Below are 22,359 nucleotides of genomic sequence, written 5' to 3'. Positions count from 1 at the left end.
CTTCAGATCACCGACGGGCGCCCTGCGGCGCGTACGAAAGCAGACCCACTCATGGCCAACCTCCGGACCAGCCCACTCTCCCGCCGCGGCCTGCTGGCCGCCGGTGGCGCCGTAGGCCTCGGCGCCGTCCTCGCAGCCTGCGGTGACGGCGACGAGAACACCTCCGACTCGGGTAAGGCCTCGGAGAAATCCGGCCCCTGGTCCTTCAAGGACGACCGCGGCCAGACGGCCGAGGCGAAGTCCGTGCCGAAGAACATCGTCGCGTTCATCGGCGTCGCCGCCGCGCTCCACGACTACGGCGTCGAGGTCAAGGGCGTCTTCGGCCCGACGAAGACCGCTGACGGCAAGCCCGATGTGCAGGCCGGTGACCTGGACATCAGCAAGGTCGAGGTGCTCGGCAACGTCTGGGGCGAGTTCAACGTCGAGAAGTACACCGGGCTCGCGCCGGAGCTCCTCGTCACCGCCATGTGGGAGAAGGACGCCCTCTGGTACGTGCCGGACCAGTCCAAGGACAAGATCCTGAAGCTGGCCCCGAGCGTCGCCCTGTGGGCCGCGCAGACCACGGTCCCCAAGGCGATCCAGCGCCACGAAGACCTCGCGGCGTCCCTCGGCGCCGACGTCAAGGCGAAGAAGGTCACCGACGCCAAGGCCGCGTTCGAGAAGGCCGCCGCCCGGCTGCGCGCCGCCGCCAAGTCCCAGCCGAACATCAAGGTGCTGGTGGGTTCGGCCAGCCAGGACCTGTTCTACGTCTCCCTCGCCAAGATGTCCGCCGACACCCTGTACTTCCAGGAGCTCGGTGTGCAGTTCGTCGAGCCGAAGGTCAACGAGGCCGGCTTCTTCGAGGAGCTGAGCTGGGAGAACGTCGACAAGTACGGCGCCGACATCATCATGATGGACAACCGCTCCTCGGCCCTGCAGCCGGAGGCCCTGACCTCCAAGCCGACCTGGGCCCAGCTGCCCGCGGTCAAGGCCGGCCAGGTCATCCCGCGTACGACGGAGCCCATCTACTCCTACGACAAGTGCGCGCCGATCCTCGACGCCCTCGCCGAGGCCATCGAGAAGGCGAAGAAGGTCAGCTGACCTCCAGGCCCGGCCGGGACCGGCTCCCGGCCGGGCCTCCTCCGTAGGTTCCTGGGAGGAGCCCTCACTACGACCGCTTCCGCGCCCGCCGTCGCCCCTTTCCGGCTCTTCGGCCTGACGGTCCTGCGGGCCCGTCGGCTCAGCCCTTCCATGCGGCGGGTCACCTTCGGGGGGCCCGGACTCGACGGCTTCGCCTCGGGGGGCCGGGACCAGAGCATCACGCTGTTCCTGCCGCAGCCGGGCGAACGGGAGCCCTTCGTCCCCGTCGACGAGGACGGCAACTGGTTCGACGCCTGGCGCGCCACGCCCGAGGACGTACGGGCCGTCATGCGCGCGTACACGGTGCGCTCCCAGCGCCGCGCCGACGACGGCACGACCGAGATCGACATCGACTTCGTCCTGCACGGTGACGGCGGACCCGCGTGCCGCTGGGCGGCGGACGCCGCCCCCGGGCAGCTGCTGAAGGCCCTCGGCCCCGCCGTCGAGGACAACGCGTCCGTCCGTTTCCGGCCGCCGCAGGACACCGGCTGGGTACTCATCTGGGCCGACGACACCGCGCTTCCCGCCGCCTCAGCCGCACTGGAGTGGCTCCCGGCGGGCACGAAGGCCCTGGTCTGGCTGGACGTCCCGCGCTCGGACGACCGCATGGACCTCCGCACCGAGGCCGACGCCCGCGTCACCTGGCTGGTACGCGAGGAGGGCGCCCCCTCGGGCCTGGACGCCGTGCGCGCCGCCGAACTGCCCGAAGGCACCCCGTACGTCTGGATCGCCGGGGAGTCCTCCCAGGTCCGGGCGCTGCGCCGCCACCTCGTCCAGGAGCGAGGGCTCGACCGCAAGCGGGTCACCTTCGTCGGTTACTGGCGGCGGGGAATGAGCGAGGACCAGCTGAGGCAGGAGGCGATGGAGGCGTCCGCGTAGCGCGTCCGCGGAGCCGATCGCGGAGCTGAACCGGGCTGTTCCTGGAGTCCGAGGCGGACTTCGCGTGGCGCTCCGGGATGCCGACGACTCTGCCGGTGGGCAGCGCCCGAACCAGGCTGTATCCGATTCAACCAAACCGCACAGTCGGTTACGCACGACGAGGGTCACCGCGCCCATACGGTCCGAGCCGCGGCGCCGGCAGGGTTCTCCCACGAGCGCACGCCTCGGCCGAGATCCTGCTGGTGCGCCTGGCGGAGATCCTCCACCCTGGCCGGAACCGCGTACGAACCGACCAAGGAACCGACCATCGCCGCACAGCCCGCCGTGGCCGGTTTCCAGGCCATCGAGTCAGGCATGACCGAGGGTCATCCCCGCCTTGTCGCCAGCAACGGCAGGCTCGGCGTCGGGGTCGACGGGTACCGCGGGTACGTCCCCGAGGCTGCGGCCGGAATCCGGCCGGTCCGGCCGACCGCGCGGCGTGATCGCGCCACCTTCACGGCGGCCCGGAACTCGGCCATCCGCTGATACCCGCCCATCCCTGGCAGTGACGGCACAAGCTCGCCGCCTCTGGGGTCCGGCGCCGTCCTCCGGGTGGGGCCGGACAGAACCTATGGGACATCTACGGCATAAGCACTTCACTACATGAGATTCCTGCCCGATTTCGGGCAGATTTCTTGCGAAGCGAGCCCACTCCACGCAATATCGACGAGTGCTCGAACGCCGCCCTACGCATGACGACCTCATCGACCACCTCGTACGCTCCACCGCGCTCCAGCGCGGCGAGGCCGCCAGGGTGATCCTCGACGTGCTGGCGTACTTCGACGAGACGACCGAGGACTTCGTCCGGCGCCGCCACCGCGAACTGCAGGCGGGCGGCCTGGTGAACGCGGAGATCTTCGAGCGGATCGCGGCAGAGCTGCCGCACCGCGCGGTGGCACCGCAGGAGCTCTCGCTCCGCCAGCTGCGCCGCATCGTCTACGGCTGAACCGCACGGGCGGGCCGGGCACCGAACTTTTTGTACGTCGATGGAGGGGCAGAAAACCCATGTGCGGGATCGTCGGTTACATCGGGAAGCGTGACGTGGCTCCGCTGCTGCTGGAAGGCCTGCAGCGGCTGGAGTACCGGGGCTACGACTCCGCGGGGATCGTCATCACGGGCAAGGCCGCGGCGGGCAAGCCCGGCACCCTGAAGACGGTCAAGGCCAAGGGCCGGGTCCGCGACCTGGAGGCCCGCGTACCCAAGCGCTTCGCCGGCACCACCGGGATCGCCCACACCCGCTGGGCCACCCACGGCGCCCCGAGCGACGAGAACGCTCACCCGCACCTGGACGCGGAGAACAAGGTCGCCGTGGTCCACAACGGCATCATCGACAACGCCTCCGAGCTCCGCGCGAAGCTGGTCGCCGACGGCATCGAGTTCCTCTCGGAGACCGACACCGAGGTGCTCGTCCACCTGATCGCCCGCGCGCAGGCCGCCACGCTGGAGGAGAAGGTCCGCGAGGCGCTGAAGCTGGTCGAGGGCACGTACGGCATCGCCGTCCTGCACGCCGACTTCAACGACCGCATCGTCGTCGCCCGCAACGGCTCCCCCGTCGTGCTGGGCATCGGCGAGAAGGAGATGTTCGTCGCCTCCGACGTGGCCGCCCTGGTGGCGCACACCCGCCAGATCGTGACCCTGGACGACGGCGAGATGGCCACCCTCAAGGCCGACGACTTCCGTACGTACACCACGGAGGGTTCGACCACGACGGCCACGCCGACCACCGTGGAGTGGGAGGCCGAGTCGTACGACATGGGCGGCCACGACACCTACATGCACAAGGAGATCTCCGAGCAGGCCGACGCCGTGGACCGCGTGCTGCGCGGGCGCATCGACGACCGCTTCTCCACCGTGCACCTGGGCGGTCTGAACCTGGACGCCCGCGAGGCGCGCGGGGTCCGCCGGATCAAGATCCTCGGCTGCGGCACCTCGTACCACGCGGGCCTGATCGGCGCCGGCCTCATCGAGGAGCTGGCCCGCATCCCCGCGGACGCGGAGCCCGCGTCCGAGTTCCGCTACCGCAACCCCGTCGTGGACCCGGACACCCTCTACGTGGCCGTCTCGCAGTCCGGTGAGACCTACGACGTGCTCGCCGCCGTGCAGGAGCTCAAGCGCAAGGGCGCGCGGGTCCTGGGCGTCGTGAACGTGGTCGGCTCGGCGATCGCCCGCGAGGCCGACGGAGGCATGTACGTCCACGCCGGCCCCGAGGTCTGCGTGGTCTCCACCAAGTGCTTCACCAACACCGTCGTGGCCTTCGCACTGCTCGCCCTGCACCTGGGCCGCATCCGCGACCTCTCGGTCGCCGACGGCAAGCGGATCATCGAGGGCCTGCGCAAGCTGCCGGAGCAGATCGGCCAGATCCTCGAGTCGGAGGAGGAGATCAAGAAGCTGGCCGAGGAGTACGCGGGCGCGCAGTCGATGATGTTCATCGGCCGCGTCCGGGGCTACCCCGTCGCGCTGGAGGCTTCCCTCAAGCTCAAGGAGATCTCCTACATCCACGCCGAGGCCTACCCCGCCTCGGAGCTCAAGCACGGCCCGCTCGCGCTCATCGAGCCGGCGCTCCCCACGGTCGCCATCGTCCCGGACGACGACCTGCTGGAGAAGAACCGTGCGGCGCTGGAGGAGATCAAGGCCCGCAGCGGCCGTATCCTCGCCGTCGCCCACCGTGAGCAGGAGAAGGCCGACCACACGATCGTCGTCCCGAAGAACGAGAACGAGCTGGACCCGATCCTGATGGGCATCCCGCTCCAGCTGCTCGCCTATCACACGGCGCTGGCCATGGGCCGCGACATCGACAAGCCGCGCAACCTGGCGAAGTCCGTCACCGTCGAGTAGCCGAGTAGCCGACGCCCGCCGCTCCGCCTGGAGCGGGCACGCAGAAGGCCCCTGACGCCTCGTCAGGGGCCTTTCGGGGCCTCAGGGGATGACGATGACGGGCCGCTGCGCCCGGCGCGCCAAACGGCCGGCCACGGAGCCGAAGATCCGGCCCACGATGCCGTGCGTGGAACCGACGACGATCGCGTCGGCCGAGTACTCGCGGCCGACCTCCTCCAGCTCGTGGCAGATGTCCCCGCCGCGCTCCACGAGCACCCAGGGCACATCGGAGAGATAGTCCGCGCAGGCCAGCTCCAGGCCCAGGACCTCGGTGCGGTGATCGGGGACGTCGACGAAGACGGGGGGCTCGCAACCCGCCCAGACCGTGGTCGGCAGCCGGTTGGCCACGTGGACGATGATCAGCCCCGAGCCGTGCCGGTTCGCCATGCCGATGGCGTACGCGAGAGCTCGCTCGCTGGACATGGAGCCGTCGAAGCCGACCACGACGCCGTGCCGGAAGGCCGGATCGCAGGATGGGCGCGACTCTCCGACCGGCTGCGGCACCGACCCGGGGTCGGCTACCTGCTTGCGGTCTGCGGGTTCAGGGATTTCGTGACCGGCCATCGGTGTCTCGGCGAAGAGAGTCCTCGTGAGGAGGGAGCGGTTTGGAGGGTGTGCCAGCGAGCGGTGAAGCTGTGTCCGGGAAACATCTTCCCAACCCTTTACCCCCAAGGGTACGGCGCCACTCCTTCGCTGCCCAGCCCTCGCACGGCGCGTGCGGCGATGGAGGGAGCATGCCGGAGACCGCCCCGTATGGCAATGCCGGTTGTGTCCTACATCCAGACTCCGCGCACGGGGTCCGGCCGGTTCCGGTCACCCTGCGCGGCCGTCGGGTCACGGGGGCGCCCCGCAAGGCGGCCGAATACGCCACCCGCACCCCCTTCGGCCTCCCGCCCTCACGGGGGTCACCCCCCGGAATCGACCGATCGCGCATCGTTCATCCCCTGAGGCCGGACAGCCTCCCGGGGCGACAGGGGCGCACGGAAGCTCATGGGAAATGAGGTCGTACGCCGGTCGCATGACTTGTATACGCGCACGCGACCATCGGTTTTCAGCCAACTTCTCCCCCACCCCCTCGTCTTGGCCAAACAGCAGCCCAACCCACGTGCCAGCAGGCAGGAATAGACCGCGCGGTACGCTTTGACCCTATGGGGACGGGCCATGATCGCGAGGCGCACTTCCCTGCGGGGCTCGCGAGTGAAACGCTTCGTGATCGAACGCTTCGCGCCAAGTTGCCTTGTCGACATAGTGCCGGTGGGGGAACGTGTCACGGCGGCACCACGGAACGCAGTAGATTCGATCTTGAGTCGAGGACTGGGGACGTGTGCGAGACCAAGGGGAAACGTGCAGGAGCGACAGGCCCGTAGGGACCAGGAAGACGCGAACACCGAGGGGGGCTTAGCGTCATGAGCCAGGACTCCGCCACCGCAACGGAGGCCGCACGGAAACTGACCGGGCGGCGACGCCGGGAAGTCGTAGCCGTACTGCTGTTCAGTGGCGGCCCTATCTTCGAGAGCTCCATTCCGCTCTCAGTTTTCGGAATCGACCGGCAGGACGCGGGAGTTCCGCGCTACCGGCTGCTGGTGTGCGGAGGCGAGGAGGGACCTCTGCGCACCACGGGCGGGCTCGAACTCAGCGCGCCGTACGGCTTGGAGGCGATCAGCAGGGCCGGCACCGTCGTGGTGCCCGCCTGGCGGTCCATCACCTCCCCGCCGCCCGCCGAGGCCCTGGACGCGCTGCGCCGCGCCCACGAGGAGGGCGCCCGCATCGTCGGACTGTGCACGGGGGCCTTCGTCCTCGCGGCAGCCGGCCTGCTGGACGGCCGGCCGGCCACCACTCACTGGATGTACGCACCGACGCTGGCCAAGCGCTACCCGTCGGTGCACGTCGATCCGCGTGAGCTGTTCGTCGACGACGGCGACGTGCTCACCTCGGCCGGGACCGCGGCCGGAATCGATCTGTGCCTCCACATAGTCCGTACCGACCACGGTACCGAGGCGGCCGGGGCGCTGGCCCGCCGGCTCGTCGTACCGCCGCGTCGCAGTGGCGGTCAGGAGCGCTACCTCGACAGGTCTTTACCTGAAGAGATCGGCTCCGACCCGCTCGCCGAGGTCGTGGCCTGGGCGCTGGAGCACCTCCACGAGCAGTTCGACGTGGAGACGCTGGCGGCGCGCGCCTACATGAGCAGGCGGACCTTCGACCGCAGGTTCCGTTCGCTCACCGGCAGCGCTCCGCTCCAGTGGCTCATCACCCAGCGCGTACTCCAGGCCCAGCGGCTGCTGGAGACCTCCGACTACTCCGTGGACGAGGTCGCGGGGCGCTGCGGCTTCCGCTCTCCGGTCGCGCTGCGCGGGCACTTCCGCCGCCAGCTGGGGTCCTCCCCCGCCGCGTACCGGGCCGCCTACCGGGCCCGCCGTCCGCAGGGCGGAGGACTGGAGGGCGTCGGCGCGGTGCTGGAGGCGTCCGTGCCCGTCCAGGGCACGGCGGCGAACCGGCGGGCTGTCGCGGCGGCCTCGTCCGGCCCGTCCCCGGTCACCGCGGCGGCGCCTCCTGGGGGCCCCGCGGAGCGCCTGGGCCTGGGTCCCGAGGCGTACATCCCCGGGCGCCCGGCCCTGCCGGGACAGCGGAGTGCCCCGTAGGGTGGGGCTCATGAACGACCGCATGGTGTGGATCGACTGCGAGATGACCGGGCTCTCGCTGACGGACGACGCACTCATCGAGGTGGCCGCGCTGGTCACCGACTCGGAACTGAACGTGCTCGGCGAAGGGGTGGACATCGTGATCCGCCCGCCGGACGCGGCCCTGGAGACGATGCCCGAGGTGGTGCGGCAGATGCACACCGCCTCGGGCCTCCTCGACGAGCTGGCCGGGGGCACGACCCTGGCCGACGCGGAGGAGCGTGTCCTGGACTACATCCGCGAGCATGTGAAGGAGCCGGGCAAGGCCCCGCTGTGCGGAAACTCGGTCGGTACCGACCGAGGCTTCCTGGCGCGGGACATGCCGTCGCTGGAGGGCTACCTCCACTACCGGATCGTCGATGTGTCCTCGGTCAAGGAGCTGGCGCGCCGCTGGTACCCGAGGGCGTACTTCAACAGTCCGGAGAAGAACGGCAACCACCGGGCGCTGGCCGACATCCGCGACTCCATCACGGAGCTGCGTTACTACCGTGACGCGGTCTTCGTGCCCCAGCCCGGCCCGGACTCGGCCCGCGCCAAGGAGATCGCGGCGCGCCACACGCCGACCGCCGGACAGTAGCCAGGAGACGCACTGGTCACGGGCCCGCGAGGGCCTGTGACCAGGTCCCGGAGAAGTCTGGCGCGAGCACCCTCCAGAACCCTGTACACTTTTTCTCGGCCGGTCGGAAAAGCGACCGGGCAGCATGGTGGGTATAGCTCAGCTGGTAGAGCACCTGGTTGTGGTCCAGGATGTCGCGGGTTCAAGTCCCGTTACTCACCCTGAATGATCAAGGCCCGGTCCGGGACATACGGACCGGGCCTTGTTCGTGTCCTCGTGCGCCCGCCCAGGCCCTCCCGCGCCCGCCCGGCCGGGCCCCGCCTGGGCGGGCCCACAGGGGGCGTGTCGGCCGTCACACCGATCCGTACCGCATGGACCACCGATCGCCGGGCAGGGGACCGTGCAGGCCCTGCCGTGCTGTCCCCCGACGCGGCAGGGCCCCCTCCCGCCCCGGCCCGGACCGGAGCGTGTCAGCGGCCGGCCTCGGCCCCGCCCGGGGCGCGGCGGGATCCCCGCGCTTCCAGCTGGGCGATCACCTGGGCGTGGAAGCGGTCCACCGCCTCGTCGACACTGCGGATGAAGCCCGACTCCGCGTTGCCGCGCCCGTTGCCCATGCCCTTGAACAGCGAGAGGCGGAAGCCGGTGATCTCCGCCCCGTCCTTCGGGAGGAGGTCCGCGGGCTCGGGGCGCAGCCGCTCCAGTGTTCCCCTCGGCCCGGCTCCTTCCGCCTCGACGAGCGTCTCGATGTGCAGGTCGGCCGGTGCGGCCGCGAGTTGGCGGATCAGGCGCTTCGCCCGGCTCAGCGGATAGGCCTGGTCGGGGGCCGGCACCTCGATGGACGTACGCAGCTTGCCCGTACGCAGGTCCGCGGCGATGGCCAGGATCCCCGGGGTCCCCTCCATGCGGAGCTCGGCGTCGAGCCGCCCCTGGGAGCACAGCCGGTCGGCGAGAGCGGCACGGCGCGCGCCGGGGTCGGACCCTCGCCGGGCGCGCTGGACGGGGAGCACCTTCTGGCCGATCTCACCTCCGAGGCGCAGGCACACCTGGCGGACGAGCCTCTCCCAGCTCTCGATGACCTCCGTGGCGCGCGGATCGCCCGGGCAGAGGGTCTCGTCGTCGATCCCCCTGCGTACGGGCACCCAGGCGGCTCCCATGTTCTGGAAGCCGTGACAGCCCGAGTGCTCGTGCTGGAGGTAGTGCAGCAGCTCCTGGAGCAGCCAGGCGTGCGCGGCGTTACCCACCCCCTCGTGGCGGATCAGCATCTGCGCCTGGTGGGCGACCTCGGCCCAGGAGAGGTGCCAGAGCGCCACCTTGTGCTTGCGCCTGCCGTCGATGCGGACGTCGACGAGAGGACTGCCTTCGAGCGCCACGTCGTTGGACAGGGTGATGACGGCCTCGTAGCCCCGCCTGGCGGCGATGTCCATGTACGCCTGCACCTGGTCCGGCTTGAGGGCGTTGCCGTTCGTCTTCGTCTCGACGAGCGCGGTCCACAGTTTGCCCGCACGCTCGACGCGGATGACTCCGTCGGGGCGCCGAGGGGTGTCGCCGTGCGGCAGCGAGACCTCCGTGAAGGTCTCCATCCGTCCGGCGGGCGCGCCGAATCCGGCGGTGAGGCGTCGGCCGAACTCCGGCACCTGGGTCATCACCGACAGCAAGACCGAGGTGGCCCGGGTCTCGCGCTCACGGTCGTTCTTGAGCGCGGAGAGGGGGAAGAGCCTGGCCGTGCGCCAGGAGTCGTTGTCGGCGAGCGACTTCTTCGCGGTCCTGGGGAGCGTGACCTTCTTCCGGGCCGTGCGCGGCCGGGACCTCGGCTTCGGTCCGGGCCTCGTCGCCTCGGCGGGCACAGCGGGCGCGGGGGCCAGGGGCAGCGACACCGGCGTGCGGGGCGAGGGGATGGCCGCCTCGAGCGCCGGGTCCGGCCGTCCCGGCACCTGCGCGGCGGAAACCTGCGCGGCGGGGGCCTGAGCGGCTGCCCTGGCCGCGACCGCCTCCGCGCCTTCCTCCTCGGCGGCCGTCGCCACGCCTTCGTCCTCGGCGTCGTCGTCGATGTCGACGCCGAAGTCCGTGGCCAGCCCTGCCAGTCCGGACGCGTAACCCTGGCCGACGGCCCGGAACTTCCACTCGCCGGCCCGCCGGTAGAGCTCTCCGAAGATGAAGGCGCTCACGGCACCCGCGTCCTCGATGGCGAACTGGACCAGGCTGTCGCCGGAGCTGTCCGCGAGCCGCAGACGGAGGTCGTCCAGATCCCCGAAGCGTGATCCGCCGTAGCGGCTCGCCGCCACGACGATCTGTCCGACCTCCGGCGGTACGGCGTCGAGGTCGAAGCTGATGCGGTCCTCGTCACCGTCGGCCGTGGGGGTCTTCCCGAGCAGCTGGACACTGCCGTTGCCCGCGACCGGGTTGTTGTAGAAACAGAAGTCGGCGTCGCTGCGCACCTTGCCGTTCGCGTCGAGGAGGAGCACGGAGACGTCCGCGTCGCCCTCCCCGGTCGGGCTGCTCCAGCCCAGGCTCACCACCACGGACCCGACGTCGTCGCTCAGCGCGGACAGGCCGATGTTCGCGCCCTTGACCATCTCCTGCATGCGGCCCCCAACTGCGCTGCCGGGCCGGAACGCACACGCGCGGCAGGTCGTTACGTGACGTTGTGTGGTGCGTCACACGTTCGCCGGACGTCGGGAACTGTAGCGGCCGGGCTGCGAGGTCATGGAGGAGTTGTGAAAAAAATGCTCACTACGTGTACGCTCCGCCGCCCTCTCCGTACACCTGCGTCAGGACGACTCGCGTACGACCAGCTCCGTCGGCAGCACGATCCTCGGGCGCTCCTGGGAGTCGTCGCCGGACGAGTGGTTCGCGATCTCCTGGAGCAGGACGCGGGTCATCGTGCGGCCCATCTCCTCGATCGGCTGGCGCACGCTCGTCAGGGGCGGGTCCATGTGGCGGGCCACGGCCGAGTCGTCGAAGCCGATCAGGGCGACGTCGTCCGGGATGCGGCGGCCCGACTCGCGCAGCACCTGGCGGGCACCGGCGGCCATGACGTCGGACGCGGCGAAGACCGCGTCCACGTCGGGACGGCGCTCCAGCAGCTCGCGCATGGCGCGGGCGCCGCCCTCCTCGCTGAAGTCGGCCGGGGCGATCAGCCGCTCGTCGGGGTCGAGGCCGGCCGCGGCGACGGCCTTGCGGTACCCGTCGAGGCGGCGCTGCGCGCCGTAGACGTCCAGGCGGCCGGTGATCGTCGCGATGCTGCGGCGGCCTCGCGATATGAAGTGGTCGACGGCCGCCCGGGCGCCCTCGAAGTTGTCGGAGTCGACGGAGGCCAGGGTCTCCGCCGCATGCCTGCGACCGCTGATCACGGAGGGCATGCCCAGCTGTTCGAGGAGATCGGGGAGCGGATCGTCGGCGTGGACGGAGACCAGGAGCACCCCGTCGACACGATGAGCGGTGAGGTACTGCGCCAGGCGGCGGCGCTCGCGGTCGTTGCCCGCGAGGGTCAGCAGCAGCTGCATCTCGGTGTCGGCCAGAGCGGCCCCGACGCCCCGGACGATGTCGGAGAAGTACGGTTCGGCGAAGAACCGGGTCTCGGACTCGGGCACGACGAGGGCGATGGCGTCCGTGCGGTTGCCCGCCAGCGCGCGGGCCGCGCGGTTGGGCACGTACCCCAGTTCGGCGACGGCCGCCTCGACGGCCTCCCTGGTCTGTGCGCTCACCCGGGGCGAGCCGTTGATGACGCGGGAGGCCGTGCCCCGCCCCACTCCGGCCCTGGCCGCTACCTCTTCGAGCGTGGGCCGCCCGCCACTCCGTACTCGCGCTGCCGCCATGGCTGCCTCCCGTTCGCGGTCAATTTCTCACAGCGGGTTGGCCAAACCAAGTCCCACTGTCCGATCCCTTGACACTTACTCGGACCGAGCGGTCCCTCCGCAGCGCCACACCTCTTGGGAGCGCTCCCAAGCCTACGGGGTGAGTATGACGATTACGTAAGAGGACGCAGAAAAGCGGGACCCGGCTCCATGCCGGGTCCCGCTGTCGAGGCTGGTCAGGGTCGGAGGGTGCCGACCGGGGGCAGTGCGTGGCGGCGGATCACGTCCGAGTACCAGTGGGCGCTCGCCTTGGGGATGCGGCGCTGGGAGGCGTAGTCGACGTAGACCGCACCGAAGCGCTTCGAATAGCCGTACGCCCACTCGAAGTTGTCCATCAGGGACCACAGGAAATAGCCCCGGACGTCCGCTCCGTCGGCCACGGCCCGCTGCACGGCGTCGAGGTGGCCGTGCAGATAGGCGATCCGCTCCGGGTCCTCGACCTTGCCCTCGGGCGAGACGTAGTCGTCGAAGGCCGCGCCGTTCTCCGTGACCATCAGGGGCAGACCGGGGTGGTCGCGGGTGACGTCCATGAGCAGGTTGTAGAGCCCGTTGGGGTCGATCGACCAGTCCATCGCGGTGCGTTCCTTCCCCTCGGCGAGGTGGAAGGCGACGTGCTCGGAGCCCGGCCACGGGGAGTGGGCGCTGGCGCCGTGGGCGTCGCTGCGCGCGTAGACGGCACCCTCCACCGGGTTGGAGACCAGGGTGGGGGTGTAGTAGTTGATGCCGAGCGCGTCGACGGGACGGGAGATGGTGGCGAGGTCTCCGTCCTTGACGAGCTTGGACCAGTCCACCAGGTGCGAGGTGTCCGTGATCAGGTCCTCGGGGTACTCACCGCGCAGCATCGGCCCGGTGAAGACCCGGTTGCCGACGGCGTCGATGCGGCGCGCGGCGTCCGCGTCGGCCACGCTGTCGGTGAGCGGGCGGACCTGGTGGAGATTGAGGGTGACCGAGGTCTGCGCAGCAGCGGGGAGTTGGGCGCGCAGAACCTCGATCGCCCGGCCATGGGCGAGGTTGAGGTGATGGGCCGCCTGCAGCGCCGCTGCGGGCTCGGTGCGGCCGGGGGCGTGCACGCCGGAGCCGTAACCGAGATAGGCCGAGCACCACGGCTCATTGAGGGTGGTCCACATGCCGACGCGGTCCCCGAGTGCGCCGGAGACGATCGCCGCGTAGTCGGCGAAGCGGTCGGCGGTCACGCGCTCGGGCCAGCCGCCCGCGTCCTCGAGCTCCTGGGGCAGGTCCCAGTGGTAGAGGGTGGCGACGGGCATGATGCCGGCGTCGAGCAGTTCGTCGACGAGCTTGCGGTAGAAGTCCAGGCCGCGCTCGACGGCGGGGCCGCGGCCGGTGGGCTGGACCCGGGACCAGGAGACGGAGAAGCGGTAGGCCTTCAGCCCGAGCCGCTTCATGAGCGCGACGTCGTCGCGGTAGCGGTGGTAGTGGTCGGCGGCGATGTCGCCGGTGTCACCGTTGCGGACCTTGCCGGGGGTACGGCTGAAGGTGTCCCAGATGGACGGCGTGCGGCCGTCCTCGGCGGCGGCGCCCTCGACCTGGTAGGAGGCGGTCGCCGCACCCCAGATGAAGCCCGTGGGGAACTGTGCCTCAGGCGCCTGCTTCGGGGTGGTGTCGGGTCGTACGGCAGTCATGCGGGAGCGCTCCCATGGGGTGGAGGGACAGGGACAGGAAGTGCGGGGGTCCCGGCCCCGTACGGCCTGCGGTCAGGTACAGGCCGTACGGGACGGCCGGGGGCCGGACCAGGACGGAACGGCGAACCCGGGGTCGGACCGGGAGGAACGGCGACGCCGGGGCGGGCGGGGTCAGCCCTTGACCGCGCCGGACATGATGCCCCCGACGATCTGCTTGCCGAAGATCACGAAGACGACGAGCAGCGGCAGGGTGCTGATCAGCGCGCCCGCCATGACGATGCTCTGGTCCGGCACGTAGGACGCGCTCAGCTGACCGAGCGCCACCTGGAGCGTGGGGTTCTGCTGGTTGAGTGCGAGGTAGGGCCAGAAGAAGTCGTTCCACGACTGGACGAAGGTGAGCATGCCGAGCACCATCATGGCGGGGCGGGCGACCGGCAGCACGATGCTCCACACGATGCGGAGGTTGTTCGCGCCGTCCATTCTGCCCGCCTCGATGAGCTCGTACGGCAGCGCCTCCAGGAGGTACTGGCGCATGAAGAACACACCGAACGCGCTGACGAGGGTCGGGAAGATCACCGACTCCAGCTGACCGCCCCAGCCGATGTCCGACATCATCATGAAAAGTGGCACGACGCTGAGCTGCGGGGGGATGGTCAGCGTGGCGATGACCGCGGTCATCAGTGCGCCACGGCCCTTGAAGCGCATCTTGGCGAAGGCGTATCCGGCCAGGGTGCAGAAGAACAGGGTGGCCAGGGTGATGCTCGCGGACACGATGACCGTGTTCAGGATGGCCTTGCCCAGGTTGGCCTGTTCCCAGGCCGCCTCGAGGTTGTTGAACAGGTTGCCGCCCGGGATGAGCGGCGGCGAGGTGTCGAGCACCTCGTCCTGGGTACGGGACGCGGCGACGAGCGTCCAGTACAGCGGGAACAGCGAGCCGAGGCCGACGACGGCAAGCGCGAAGTAGGCGAAGGGGCCCGCGTGGTGCTGGCGGCCGGCCCCCGGCTTGAAGCGGCGGCGACGCGGAGGCTCGTCACGGACGGCCTTGGAGACGCGGCGGTGGTCCGGAGCGGTGACGGTGCTGGTGGTGGTCATGGGTATCGCTCCCCGTCAGGCCGCGGTCTTGCGCACGAAGCGCCCGACGAGCCAGTTGATCGCGGCAATGAGCAGCAGCAGGACGAGCATGGCCCAGGCGACTGCGGCGGCCGGACCGAGGTGCCCGAGGTTCCAGCCGTAGTTGTAGAGATAGATGCTGAGGGTCTCGTACTGGTGCTCGGTGCCGCCCTGGGCTCCGATCTGGCCGCCCTCGAGCAGGAGCGGCTCACCGAAGAGCTGCATCGATCCGATGGTCGAGATGACGATCGTGAAGAGGATCGTCGGCCGGAGCGCGGGGATCGTCACGTTGCGGAACTGCTGCCAGCGCGAGGCGCCGTCGAGCGAGGCCGCCTCGTAGAGGTCGGACGGGACCGCCTGCATCGCGGCCAGGTAGATCAGCGTGTTGTAGCCCGTCCAGCGCCAGATCACGATGACCGCGATGGCGATGTTGGAGGACCAGTGACCATTGGCCCAGTTCGTCTCGCCGATGCCGAAGAAGCCGAGGACCCAGTTCAGCAGGCCGCCGTCGGCCCGGAACACCAGGGCGAAGACGAGGGCCGCGGAGGCGACCGAAGTGGCGTACGGCGTGAGGATCACGGTGCGCCAGAAGGTGCTGGCCCGCAGTTTGTAGTTCAGCAGGTGGGCGAGGCCCAGCGCGATCATCAGCTGCGGGACGGTCGAGATGACGCCGATGACGAAGGTGTTGCTGACCGCGGTCCAGAACTCGCCGTCCTGGAGGATGTTGCTGAAATTCTCGAAGCCGACCCATTCCATCTGGTCGAGGCCGGTCATCTCCACCCGGTGGAGAGCTATCCAGCCGGTGTAGATCAGTGGGTAGAGCCCGAAGGCCCCGAACACGAGGAAGAAGGGCGCGATGTAGGCGTACGGCGACGCCTTGTCGTCGAAGCGCCAGAGCCGGCTGCGCCACGCCTGGCGGCCGGGGGACATGGGCTTCGGGGCGCGACGGCTGGGCCGCGAGCCCTGTACGTCCCTGGTGGGGGTGGTGGTTGCCACAGGTGGGAGTCCTTCCCTGGGGTGTGCCGACACCGCAGGGGCATGCCGGGCCTCTGGTCAGGTCCGGCGGAGGTGTCGGAGAAGGTGCGCGGTGCCGGTAGGGGAACCGGCACCGGTGCGGGCCGGCCGGGACGCGTGGAAGACGCCCCGGCCGCCCGCACCGGCGAAGATCAGCCGATCACCTTGTCGATGGCCTCGGTCGCCGCCTTCCAGGCGTCGTCCGGCTTGGTGCCGCGCTGCTCCATGTTGTTGATCTGCGTGCCGATGGTGTCCTTCATGACGCCGTCCTTCGGGCCGAGCACGGCCGCGGGGATGACCTGCGCCTCTTCGGCGTAGATCTCACCGATCGGGGCGTTGTTGAAGTACTCCAGCTTGGCGCTCTTCACGTCGGGGAGCTCGTACGCGCCCTTGTTCGACGGGAAGAGACCGGCGGCCTTGAAGACGGCGGCCTGCTGCTCGGGGGCGGTCAGCCACTTGACGAGCTCACCGGCCTCCTTGACGTGCTTGCCCTTGGCGGGCACGGAGAGGAACGAACCGCCCCAGTTGGCCGCGGTGTCACCCGGGGTACGGGCGATGTCCCACTTGCCCTTGAACTGGTCACCGGAGTAGGTGGCGATCTGCGCTGCCATCCACGCGGGGCACGCGACGGTGGCCATGGTGCCCTTGCGCAGGGCGGCCTGCCACGGCGGGCTGAACTGGGCGAGGCCCTGGGTCAGCTTCTTGTCGACCGCCTCGGAGGCGAGCTTCCAGCCCGCCTTGACGCCGGCGCTCTCCTTGTACATCGGCTTGCCGTCCTTGGCGTAGTACTGCTCCGAGTCGGAGCTCACGACGCCGTTGTACATGGCACTGGCGGAGTCCATGAAGAAGGTGCCCTTGGGAGCCTTCTTCTTGTACTCCTCACCGAGCGCGAGGTAGTCCTCCCAGCCGCCGGCGAGCTTCGCGGCGACCTCGGTGCGGTCGCTGGGCAGTCCGGCCTGCTCGAAGAGGTCGCGGCGGTAACAGATCGACATCGGGCCGATGTCGGTGCCGGCGCCGATGACCTTGCCCTGGTCGGTGGTCGCCTGCAGCGCCTTCCAGTTCACCCACTGGTCGGTGTCGATGACCTTGGAGAGGTCGGCGAAGGCGTCCGCCTTGGTGTCGACGAGCTCCTTCACGCGGCCGACCTCGATGCCCTGCACGTCGGCCAGGCCGCTGCCAGTGTTGAGCTGCTGGAGGAACTTGGGGTAGTAGACCTTCTCGTCGGCCGTGACGTTTTCCTTGACCGTGATGTTCGGGTGGAGCTCGTGGTACTTCTCGAAGAGCCCCGCCTCCTTGTAGCCGAACTGCCCGAAGTCGGCCACGGTCAGGGTGATGTTCCCGTTCGCGTCGGACCCCTCGGAGTCCGAACCCGAGTCGCTGCAGCCGGTCAGCAGCAGGGCGGCGGCCGTGAGGCCCGTGGTGGCTATGACGGCGGTTCTGCGGCTTCGACCTGCGACGGTGCGGGTGATGCGCATTCCACTACTCCTTGTTCCAGGGTGGGACTGGCGTTCGATGTGCTCGGCAGACGCGCTGTGGGTGCGGGTGCCGGTCGTACGGAGAAGACATGGGCCGTGCCGTCCCCGTACGAGCGAAAAAACCTCGTCCGATATGGGAGCGCTCCCATGCGCTGTTGCCGGAAGATTGCTGCCTCAAGGGGGTGGGTGTCAAGAGTTGAAGACGCTTCCGTTGCCCGAGCGTGTCCTGCAAGTCACGCGACCGTGTCCGGCAGAGGGCTTGCGTTAACTCGGCGGTCCTGCATGCGCCATCTGCTGCCGCCCGAGTCTGCGCAGGTCAGAAGGTGTTGGGCCACGAAACGCCTCGCGTGGGGACCGGAACGGCCCAGCCACGGCGGGTATTTCCCCGCCGGATCCCCAAGGGTGCCGGACAGCGCGCCCCGGCGATCAGGCCCGCCGGAAAATGAACGAGGCGAGGCCTTGTGGAGGCGCACTGGGGGGTCACGAGGTCTTTGCGCGTTCTTTCCCCGAACTCCGTTGCATCACGGAACGGTTCCGCTTGTGCCGGGACGCGGGCCCCTGGACCGCCCCGACAGGCGGACGGGGAGGCCTCCGCGCGCGCCGCCGAGCGAACGGCAAAGGGGCGCGCGCCCCGGGCCGGATGTGGGGGGGTGGGGCCGGCCGGGGCGCGCGCGTCGAGGGGTGGTCAGGGGGGTGTGGCTACCGGAAGGCGCCGAACGCCTTGGTGAAGGCCAGCGGTTCCTGGAGGATCGAGCTGCAGGTCGCGTCCGCGGCCGGCTTCGCACCGCCGGCGCACTGCACGTCCCGCGTTCCCGACCACATCGCCAGCCGCCCGATGCCCTTCTCCTCGGCGAAGCCGACCAGTTGGGTGGCGTCCTCAACGGTGAAGATCTCGGTGGCGACGTCGTTCACGCCGATCATCGGGGTGACCGCGACGGTCTTCCAGGCAGCCGCGTCCGAGAGGCCGAGCACTCCCTTGAGCTGGGCCTGCGTGGCGGTGGCCGCCTGGACGGCGTAGTCGCCCATGTCGCCGCTGTAGGAGGCGCCGTAGTCCATCGCCATGATGTTGACCGCGTCGATCGCGACGCCGTTCTTCTTCGCGTCCGCGATCAGATCCACCCCCGGCTGGGTCAGGCCCTCGGGCATCACCGGCAGGGTGAAGGAGACGTCGAGGCCCGGGTGCGCCTCCTGCAACTGGGTGATGGCCTGCGCGCGGCGCGAGTTGGCCGCGGCGTCCGGCAGCGCGCCGCCCTCGATGTCGAAGTCCACCTTGGTCAGCCCGTACGCGTCGACGACCTTCTCGTACGCGGCGGCGAGTTCGGATGCCGAGGAGCAGTTCAGCGCCAGTTCAGCGCCGGCCGCACCGCCGAAGGAGACCCGGACGTCGCCGCCCTCGGCGCGCAGCGCGGTGATCTGCGAGGCCACATGGTCGTCCCCGAGCCCCGTCACGCCGCCCCACAGCGGGGCGCAGCCGCCGCCCGAGGTGATGAAGGCGAGGGTGAACTCCTTGACGCCGGTCCTGGACGCGGTGTCCAGCAGGTCGTAGGCCGGGTACAAAGAGGTGTCCACGTACGGGGAGAAGTCGGCGCCGCCGGTGCTTCCTCCGGGTGTCCGCGACGGCTCCGCGGTCGGTTCCGGATCGGCCGTCGCGGTCTCCGTGGGCTCCGGTGCCTCGGTAGGTGCCTCCGTCGCCGCTTCCGTGGGCGTGGGCGTCCCGGTGGGTCGTCCGCTGGGCTCCGGCGTCGTACCGCCCTCCGCGGAGCAGGCGGCGTCGTTGATGAGACAGCCCTCCGGGTCGGCGGCCGAACCCGTGGACGCGGTGACGAAGCCGACCGTCACGGAGGCGCCGGGGGCGATGTCCGCGTTCCAGCTCGCGGGCTTCACGGTGACGTGGTTGCCGCTGACGGTGTGCTCGCCGTTCCACAACGAGTCGATCTTCGTGCCGGCGGGCAGGTCGAATTCGAGTGTCCAGCCGGACTGCACGGTCGCGGTGTCGTTCGAGACGACGTACTGCCCGGTGTATCCGCCGGTCCAGCCGCTGGTCCTCGTGTAGGCCGCGCCGACGGCCGCGGCCTGGGCGGTGCCGGTGAGGGCGAAGACCGTACCGCCGACGACCGCCGCGGCGACGAAGGCGCCGACCGCCTTCGTGCGGGTGCTCGTCCTGCGGCGGTGCGTACTGGTGACCATCGCGTGCCTGCCTCTGTCCTGCTGGGGGGTGGGGGTCCGCGTCAGCACGCTAGCCGCCTCGGAACAGGCAAAAGGAACGTATGGGACCGGGGTTGCTGTTCTTGAGGTGGGCTTAAGGAGGGCATCGGCGCCGGTTAAAGGTCGGGGCCGCCCTGGAACGCTGCGTTCCGGCTCCTCACTCCCCGTGGTCCCCGCCTGCCGTTACGCCGCCCCACCCGGTGACCCCGGCGTGCCCCTTCGGCCGCACCGCCGTCGAGCCCTATCCAGATGCGGACCTCCGTGCCGCCGAGCACCGACCGCCCGATGCGCAGATCTCCGCCGGTGGATTCGGCGACCCTGCGGACGATGTCGAGGCCGAGACCGGTCGATCCCACCCCGCCCTTCGCGCCGTTGCTCCCGCTGGCTCCCCTTGCCAGGGCGGATTCCGGATCGGGTATGCCGGGCCCGGCGTCCGACACCAGCACGATGACGGCGTCGCCGCTGTGGTGCACGTCGACGGCGAACGCGGTGCCCTCCGGGGTGTGCCGGAAGACGTTGCCGAGCAACGCGTCCAGCGCGGCGGCCAGTTCGGGCCGGGCGACGGGGATGCGTACCGCCCGGTCCACGCCCGCGAGGCGCACCGTGCGGCCCTCGTCCTCGGCCAGCGCCGACCAGAAGCCCATGCGTTCCCTGATGACCTCGGAGGCGTCGCACCCGGCTCCGGCGCCCGGGGGGCCCTGGGTCTGGGGGCGCTGCTCGCGTGCCGTACGGATGATCGTGTCGACCTCGTGCTCCAGCTGTTCGACGGCGGCCCTGGTCTGCTCGGCGGCCGGACCCTCGCCCAGGGAGGCGGCGTTGAGGCGGAGCACGGTCAGCGGGGTACGGAGCCGGTGCGACAGGTCGGCGGCCAGTTCGCGTTCGTTGGCGAGGAGCTGGACCACCTGGTCGGCCATGGAGTTGAAGGCGACCGCCGCGGAGCGCAGTTCGGTGGGTCCTTCCTCGGGGACCCTGGTCCCCAGCCGCCCCTCGCCCAGGTCGAGGGCGGCGCCCGCGAGCCGCTGCGCCGGTTCCACCATCCGTACGCCGAGCCGGTCGGCGACGGCCACCGAACCGACGACGAGCGCCACCCCGACTCCCGCGAGCACCAGCCAGGCGGTGCCGACGCCGTTGGACACCTCGTTCTCGGGCACGAACACCTCGACGACGGCGATCCCTCCGGACCCGAGCGCCGTGGGCTGGAGCAGCGCGGAGCCGCCCGGGACTTCGGCGATGGCGGCGCGACCCGACTTCCGTACGGTCTCCAGGTCCGCCCGGGTGGCGCGCCGGGTGCCGATCTCCAGCCGGGAGCCGCCTTGTTCGGGGGCGGGGACGTGCACCGCGAGGCGTCCACGGCCGCCGGGCTCGGTGGACAGGACGGCCCGGGTCAGTTCCGCGCGGTCGGTGGTGATGGTGAGGGTGGGGCCGATGGTGGCGGCCTGCCGCTCGGCGTCGGAGAAGGCGCGGTCGCGGGCCATCTCCTTGATGACCAGCCCGAGCGGCACGGCGAACGCGATCACGACCATGGCGGTGACGGCCAGGCAGACCTTGACCAGGGCCCATCTCATGCGGGCCGCCCGGCCGCCGGAGCCGGGGGTTCGAGCTTGACTCCGACTCCGCGCAGGGTGTGCAGATAGCGCGGCCGTGCGGCCGTCTCGCCCAGCTTGCGGCGCAGCCAGGAGAGGTGGACGTCGATGGTCTGGTCGTCGCCGTACGACTGCTGCCAGACCTCGGCCAGCAGTTCGCGGCGCGGGACGACGACGCCGGGGCGGCTCGCGAGGAAGGCCAGCAGGTCGAACTCGCGGCGGGTCAGGTCCAGTGCCGTACCGTCCAGTTCGGCCTGCCGGCGGAGCGGGTCGATGGAGAGCCCGCCGACCTGGAGGACGCGCGGCGGCGGGGCCTGGGCGCCGGGCCCACGGGTGCGGCGCAGGACGGCCGCCATGCGGGCGGAGAGGTGCTCCACCGAGAACGGCTTGGTCAGGTAGTCGTCGGCCCCGTCGTTGAGCAGCCTGACTATCTCGGCCTCGTCGTCCCGCGCGGTCGCGATGATCACGGGTACGTCGGTGATGGAGCGCAGCATCTTGAGGGCCTCGCCGCCGTCGAGGTCGGGCAGCCCGAGATCGAGGATGACGACGTCGAACCGGAAGTGCGCGACCTCGCGCAGCGCTTCGAGCGCGGTCCCGACGCTCCGTACCGTATGGGAGGCCTCGGTCAGGTGCCGGATGAGGGCGGAACGTACGAACTGGTCGTCCTCGACCACGAGCACACTAGGCATGCGCCGCACCGTAGCCCATCCGGAGGAACACGGTCCCCTCCAGAACAGCGCGTGCACGGGTGGTGCAGGATGTGCCCGATGCAACGAGGACTCGTACACGTGATCGCGTGGTCGCTCGCCACCGGCGCGGCGGTCACCCTGTCGTGGTGGGGCGTGCACACCGTCATGTCGGGGACGGCGTACGACCCTCCGCTCGCCGTTCCGATCTCGGTGGAGGCACGGGACGGTCAGGTCACGGACGAGCCGGTGTCGTCCTCCACCCGCCGGGCACTGCCGTCAATGACCCGCTCGCCCTCGGCCTCGCCGTCCCCGAGCAGTGCCGCCCCGTCCCGCGCGCCGGCCTCCCTGCGGCCCTCCGCCCCGCCGTCGGGCGGCCGGAGCCCTGCGGAGTCCCGGCCGCCCTCGGCGGCCTCGGGCAAGATGAAGAGCTACCCGACACGAGGCGGCCGGGTCGTCCTGGAGCTGGCGGACGACTCGGCGAAGCTCGTGTCGGCCACGCCGGAGACGGGCTGGTCGATGCAGGTGTGGACGAACCCGGAGTGGATCCGGGTGGACTTCGGCGACGGGGCGGGCGCGACGGTCTCCGTCTTCTGCACCTGGAACGGACATCCGCCGATCGTCGAGGTCGTCGACCAGTGAGCCCG

Annotated in this window: 17 protein-coding genes, 1 tRNA gene and 1 pseudogene; 9 read left to right on the top strand and 10 right to left on the bottom strand. The window is 70.5% G+C overall.

All coding sequences use genetic code 11. The features are described from left to right. Nucleotides 1-51: 51 nt before the first annotated feature. The 5 genes and pseudogenes from ABZY45_RS01260 to glmS all read left to right on the top strand — a co-directional run bounded on the left by ABZY45_RS01260 (nt 52) and on the right by glmS (nt 4,872). Nucleotides 52-1,080, top strand: a complete 1,029-nt coding sequence (locus ABZY45_RS01260; protein WP_356734852.1) for an ABC transporter substrate-binding protein — start codon at nt 52-54, stop codon at nt 1,078-1,080. 51 nt (nt 1,081-1,131) lie between these two features. Next, nucleotides 1,132-1,998 carry a siderophore-interacting protein gene (locus ABZY45_RS01255; RefSeq protein ID WP_356736532.1) on the top strand — a complete coding sequence of 289 codons (867 nt, stop codon included), beginning with the start codon at nt 1,132-1,134 and terminating at the stop codon, nt 1,996-1,998. Between the two features lie 224 nt (nt 1,999-2,222). Then, nucleotides 2,223-2,499 (top strand): annotated as a pseudogene (locus ABZY45_RS01250) (IucA/IucC family protein); the annotation flags it as partial. A gap of 208 nt (nt 2,500-2,707) precedes the next feature. Further along, entirely contained in the window at nt 2,708-2,983 is a 276-nt protein-coding gene (locus ABZY45_RS01245) for a hypothetical protein (RefSeq protein ID WP_325745847.1), read from the top strand. A 59-nt stretch (nt 2,984-3,042) separates the two neighbouring features. Continuing rightward, nucleotides 3,043-4,872 (top strand): glutamine--fructose-6-phosphate transaminase (isomerizing), encoded by a 1,830-nt coding sequence (gene glmS / locus ABZY45_RS01240; RefSeq protein ID WP_356734849.1) that lies wholly within the window; start codon nt 3,043-3,045, stop codon nt 4,870-4,872. An 81-nt stretch (nt 4,873-4,953) separates the two neighbouring features. Here glmS and ABZY45_RS01235 read toward each other — a convergent pair whose 3' ends face one another. Continuing rightward, nucleotides 4,954-5,475: a universal stress protein gene (locus ABZY45_RS01235; protein ID WP_356734847.1), complete on the bottom strand. Its 522-nt coding sequence runs from the start codon at nt 5,473-5,475 to the stop codon at nt 4,954-4,956. 842 nt (nt 5,476-6,317) lie between these two features. Here ABZY45_RS01235 and ABZY45_RS01230 point away from each other — a divergent pair. The 3 genes from ABZY45_RS01230 (at nt 6,318) to ABZY45_RS01220 (ending at nt 8,366) form a co-directional block, all read left to right on the top strand. After that, a complete protein-coding gene (locus ABZY45_RS01230) occupies nt 6,318-7,550 on the top strand; it encodes a helix-turn-helix domain-containing protein (RefSeq protein ID WP_356734845.1) in 1,233 nt (410 codons plus the stop codon). 10 nt (nt 7,551-7,560) lie between these two features. Continuing rightward, nucleotides 7,561-8,166: an oligoribonuclease gene (orn, locus tag ABZY45_RS01225; protein ID WP_356734843.1), complete on the top strand. Its 606-nt coding sequence runs from the start codon at nt 7,561-7,563 to the stop codon at nt 8,164-8,166. Between the two features lie 127 nt (nt 8,167-8,293). Beyond that, nucleotides 8,294-8,366: transfer RNA gene (locus ABZY45_RS01220), tRNA-His, on the top strand. A 249-nt stretch (nt 8,367-8,615) separates the two neighbouring features. Here the strand turns inward: ABZY45_RS01220 and ABZY45_RS01215 are convergent. The 9 genes from ABZY45_RS01215 to ABZY45_RS01175 form a co-directional block, all read right to left on the bottom strand. Beyond that, entirely contained in the window at nt 8,616-10,727 is a 2,112-nt protein-coding gene (locus tag ABZY45_RS01215; protein WP_356734841.1) for a TerD family protein, read from the bottom strand. Nucleotides 10,728-10,913: 186 nt separating this feature from the next. Continuing rightward, a complete protein-coding gene (locus ABZY45_RS01210; protein ID WP_356734839.1) occupies nt 10,914-11,960 on the bottom strand; it encodes a LacI family DNA-binding transcriptional regulator in 1,047 nt (348 codons plus the stop codon). 215 nt (nt 11,961-12,175) lie between these two features. Beyond that, nucleotides 12,176-13,639: a GH1 family beta-glucosidase gene (locus tag ABZY45_RS01205; protein ID WP_356734837.1), complete on the bottom strand. Its 1,464-nt coding sequence runs from the start codon at nt 13,637-13,639 to the stop codon at nt 12,176-12,178. A 171-nt stretch (nt 13,640-13,810) separates the two neighbouring features. Continuing rightward, the gene (locus tag ABZY45_RS01200) at nt 13,811-14,731 is read right to left on the bottom strand and encodes a carbohydrate ABC transporter permease (RefSeq protein ID WP_356734835.1); all 921 of its coding nucleotides are present in this window, start codon (nt 14,729-14,731) and stop codon (nt 13,811-13,813) included. A 15-nt stretch (nt 14,732-14,746) separates the two neighbouring features. Next, a complete protein-coding gene (locus tag ABZY45_RS01195) occupies nt 14,747-15,679 on the bottom strand; it encodes a sugar ABC transporter permease (protein ID WP_356736530.1) in 933 nt (310 codons plus the stop codon). Between the two features lie 236 nt (nt 15,680-15,915). Continuing rightward, nucleotides 15,916-17,238, bottom strand: coding sequence for an extracellular solute-binding protein (locus ABZY45_RS01190; protein ID WP_356734833.1), 1,323 nt, complete (start codon nt 17,236-17,238; stop codon nt 15,916-15,918). 699 nt (nt 17,239-17,937) lie between these two features. After that, nucleotides 17,938-19,425, bottom strand: coding sequence for a cellulose binding domain-containing protein (locus ABZY45_RS01185; RefSeq protein ID WP_356736528.1), 1,488 nt, complete (start codon nt 19,423-19,425; stop codon nt 17,938-17,940). A gap of 134 nt (nt 19,426-19,559) precedes the next feature. Continuing rightward, complete coding sequence (locus ABZY45_RS01180; protein ID WP_356734831.1) at nt 19,560-21,008, bottom strand: HAMP domain-containing sensor histidine kinase; 1,449 nt, start codon at nt 21,006-21,008, stop codon at nt 19,560-19,562. Then, nucleotides 21,005-21,715 (bottom strand): response regulator transcription factor, encoded by a 711-nt coding sequence (locus tag ABZY45_RS01175; protein ID WP_356734829.1) that lies wholly within the window; start codon nt 21,713-21,715, stop codon nt 21,005-21,007. Before ABZY45_RS01175 ends, ABZY45_RS01180 begins: the two co-directional genes overlap by 4 nt. A 78-nt stretch (nt 21,716-21,793) precedes the next feature. On the opposite strand from ABZY45_RS01175, the gene ABZY45_RS01170 reads away from it, so the two are divergent. Then, nucleotides 21,794-22,354 carry a hypothetical protein gene (locus ABZY45_RS01170; RefSeq protein ID WP_356734827.1) on the top strand — a complete coding sequence of 187 codons (561 nt, stop codon included), beginning with the start codon at nt 21,794-21,796 and terminating at the stop codon, nt 22,352-22,354. Nucleotides 22,355-22,359 lie beyond the last annotated feature (5 nt).

It is taken from the genome of Streptomyces sp. NPDC006516 (assembly GCF_040611875.1).
Taxonomy (GTDB): domain Bacteria; phylum Actinomycetota; class Actinomycetes; order Streptomycetales; family Streptomycetaceae; genus Streptomyces.
This window is presented reverse-complemented; position numbering and strand designations above follow the sequence as displayed.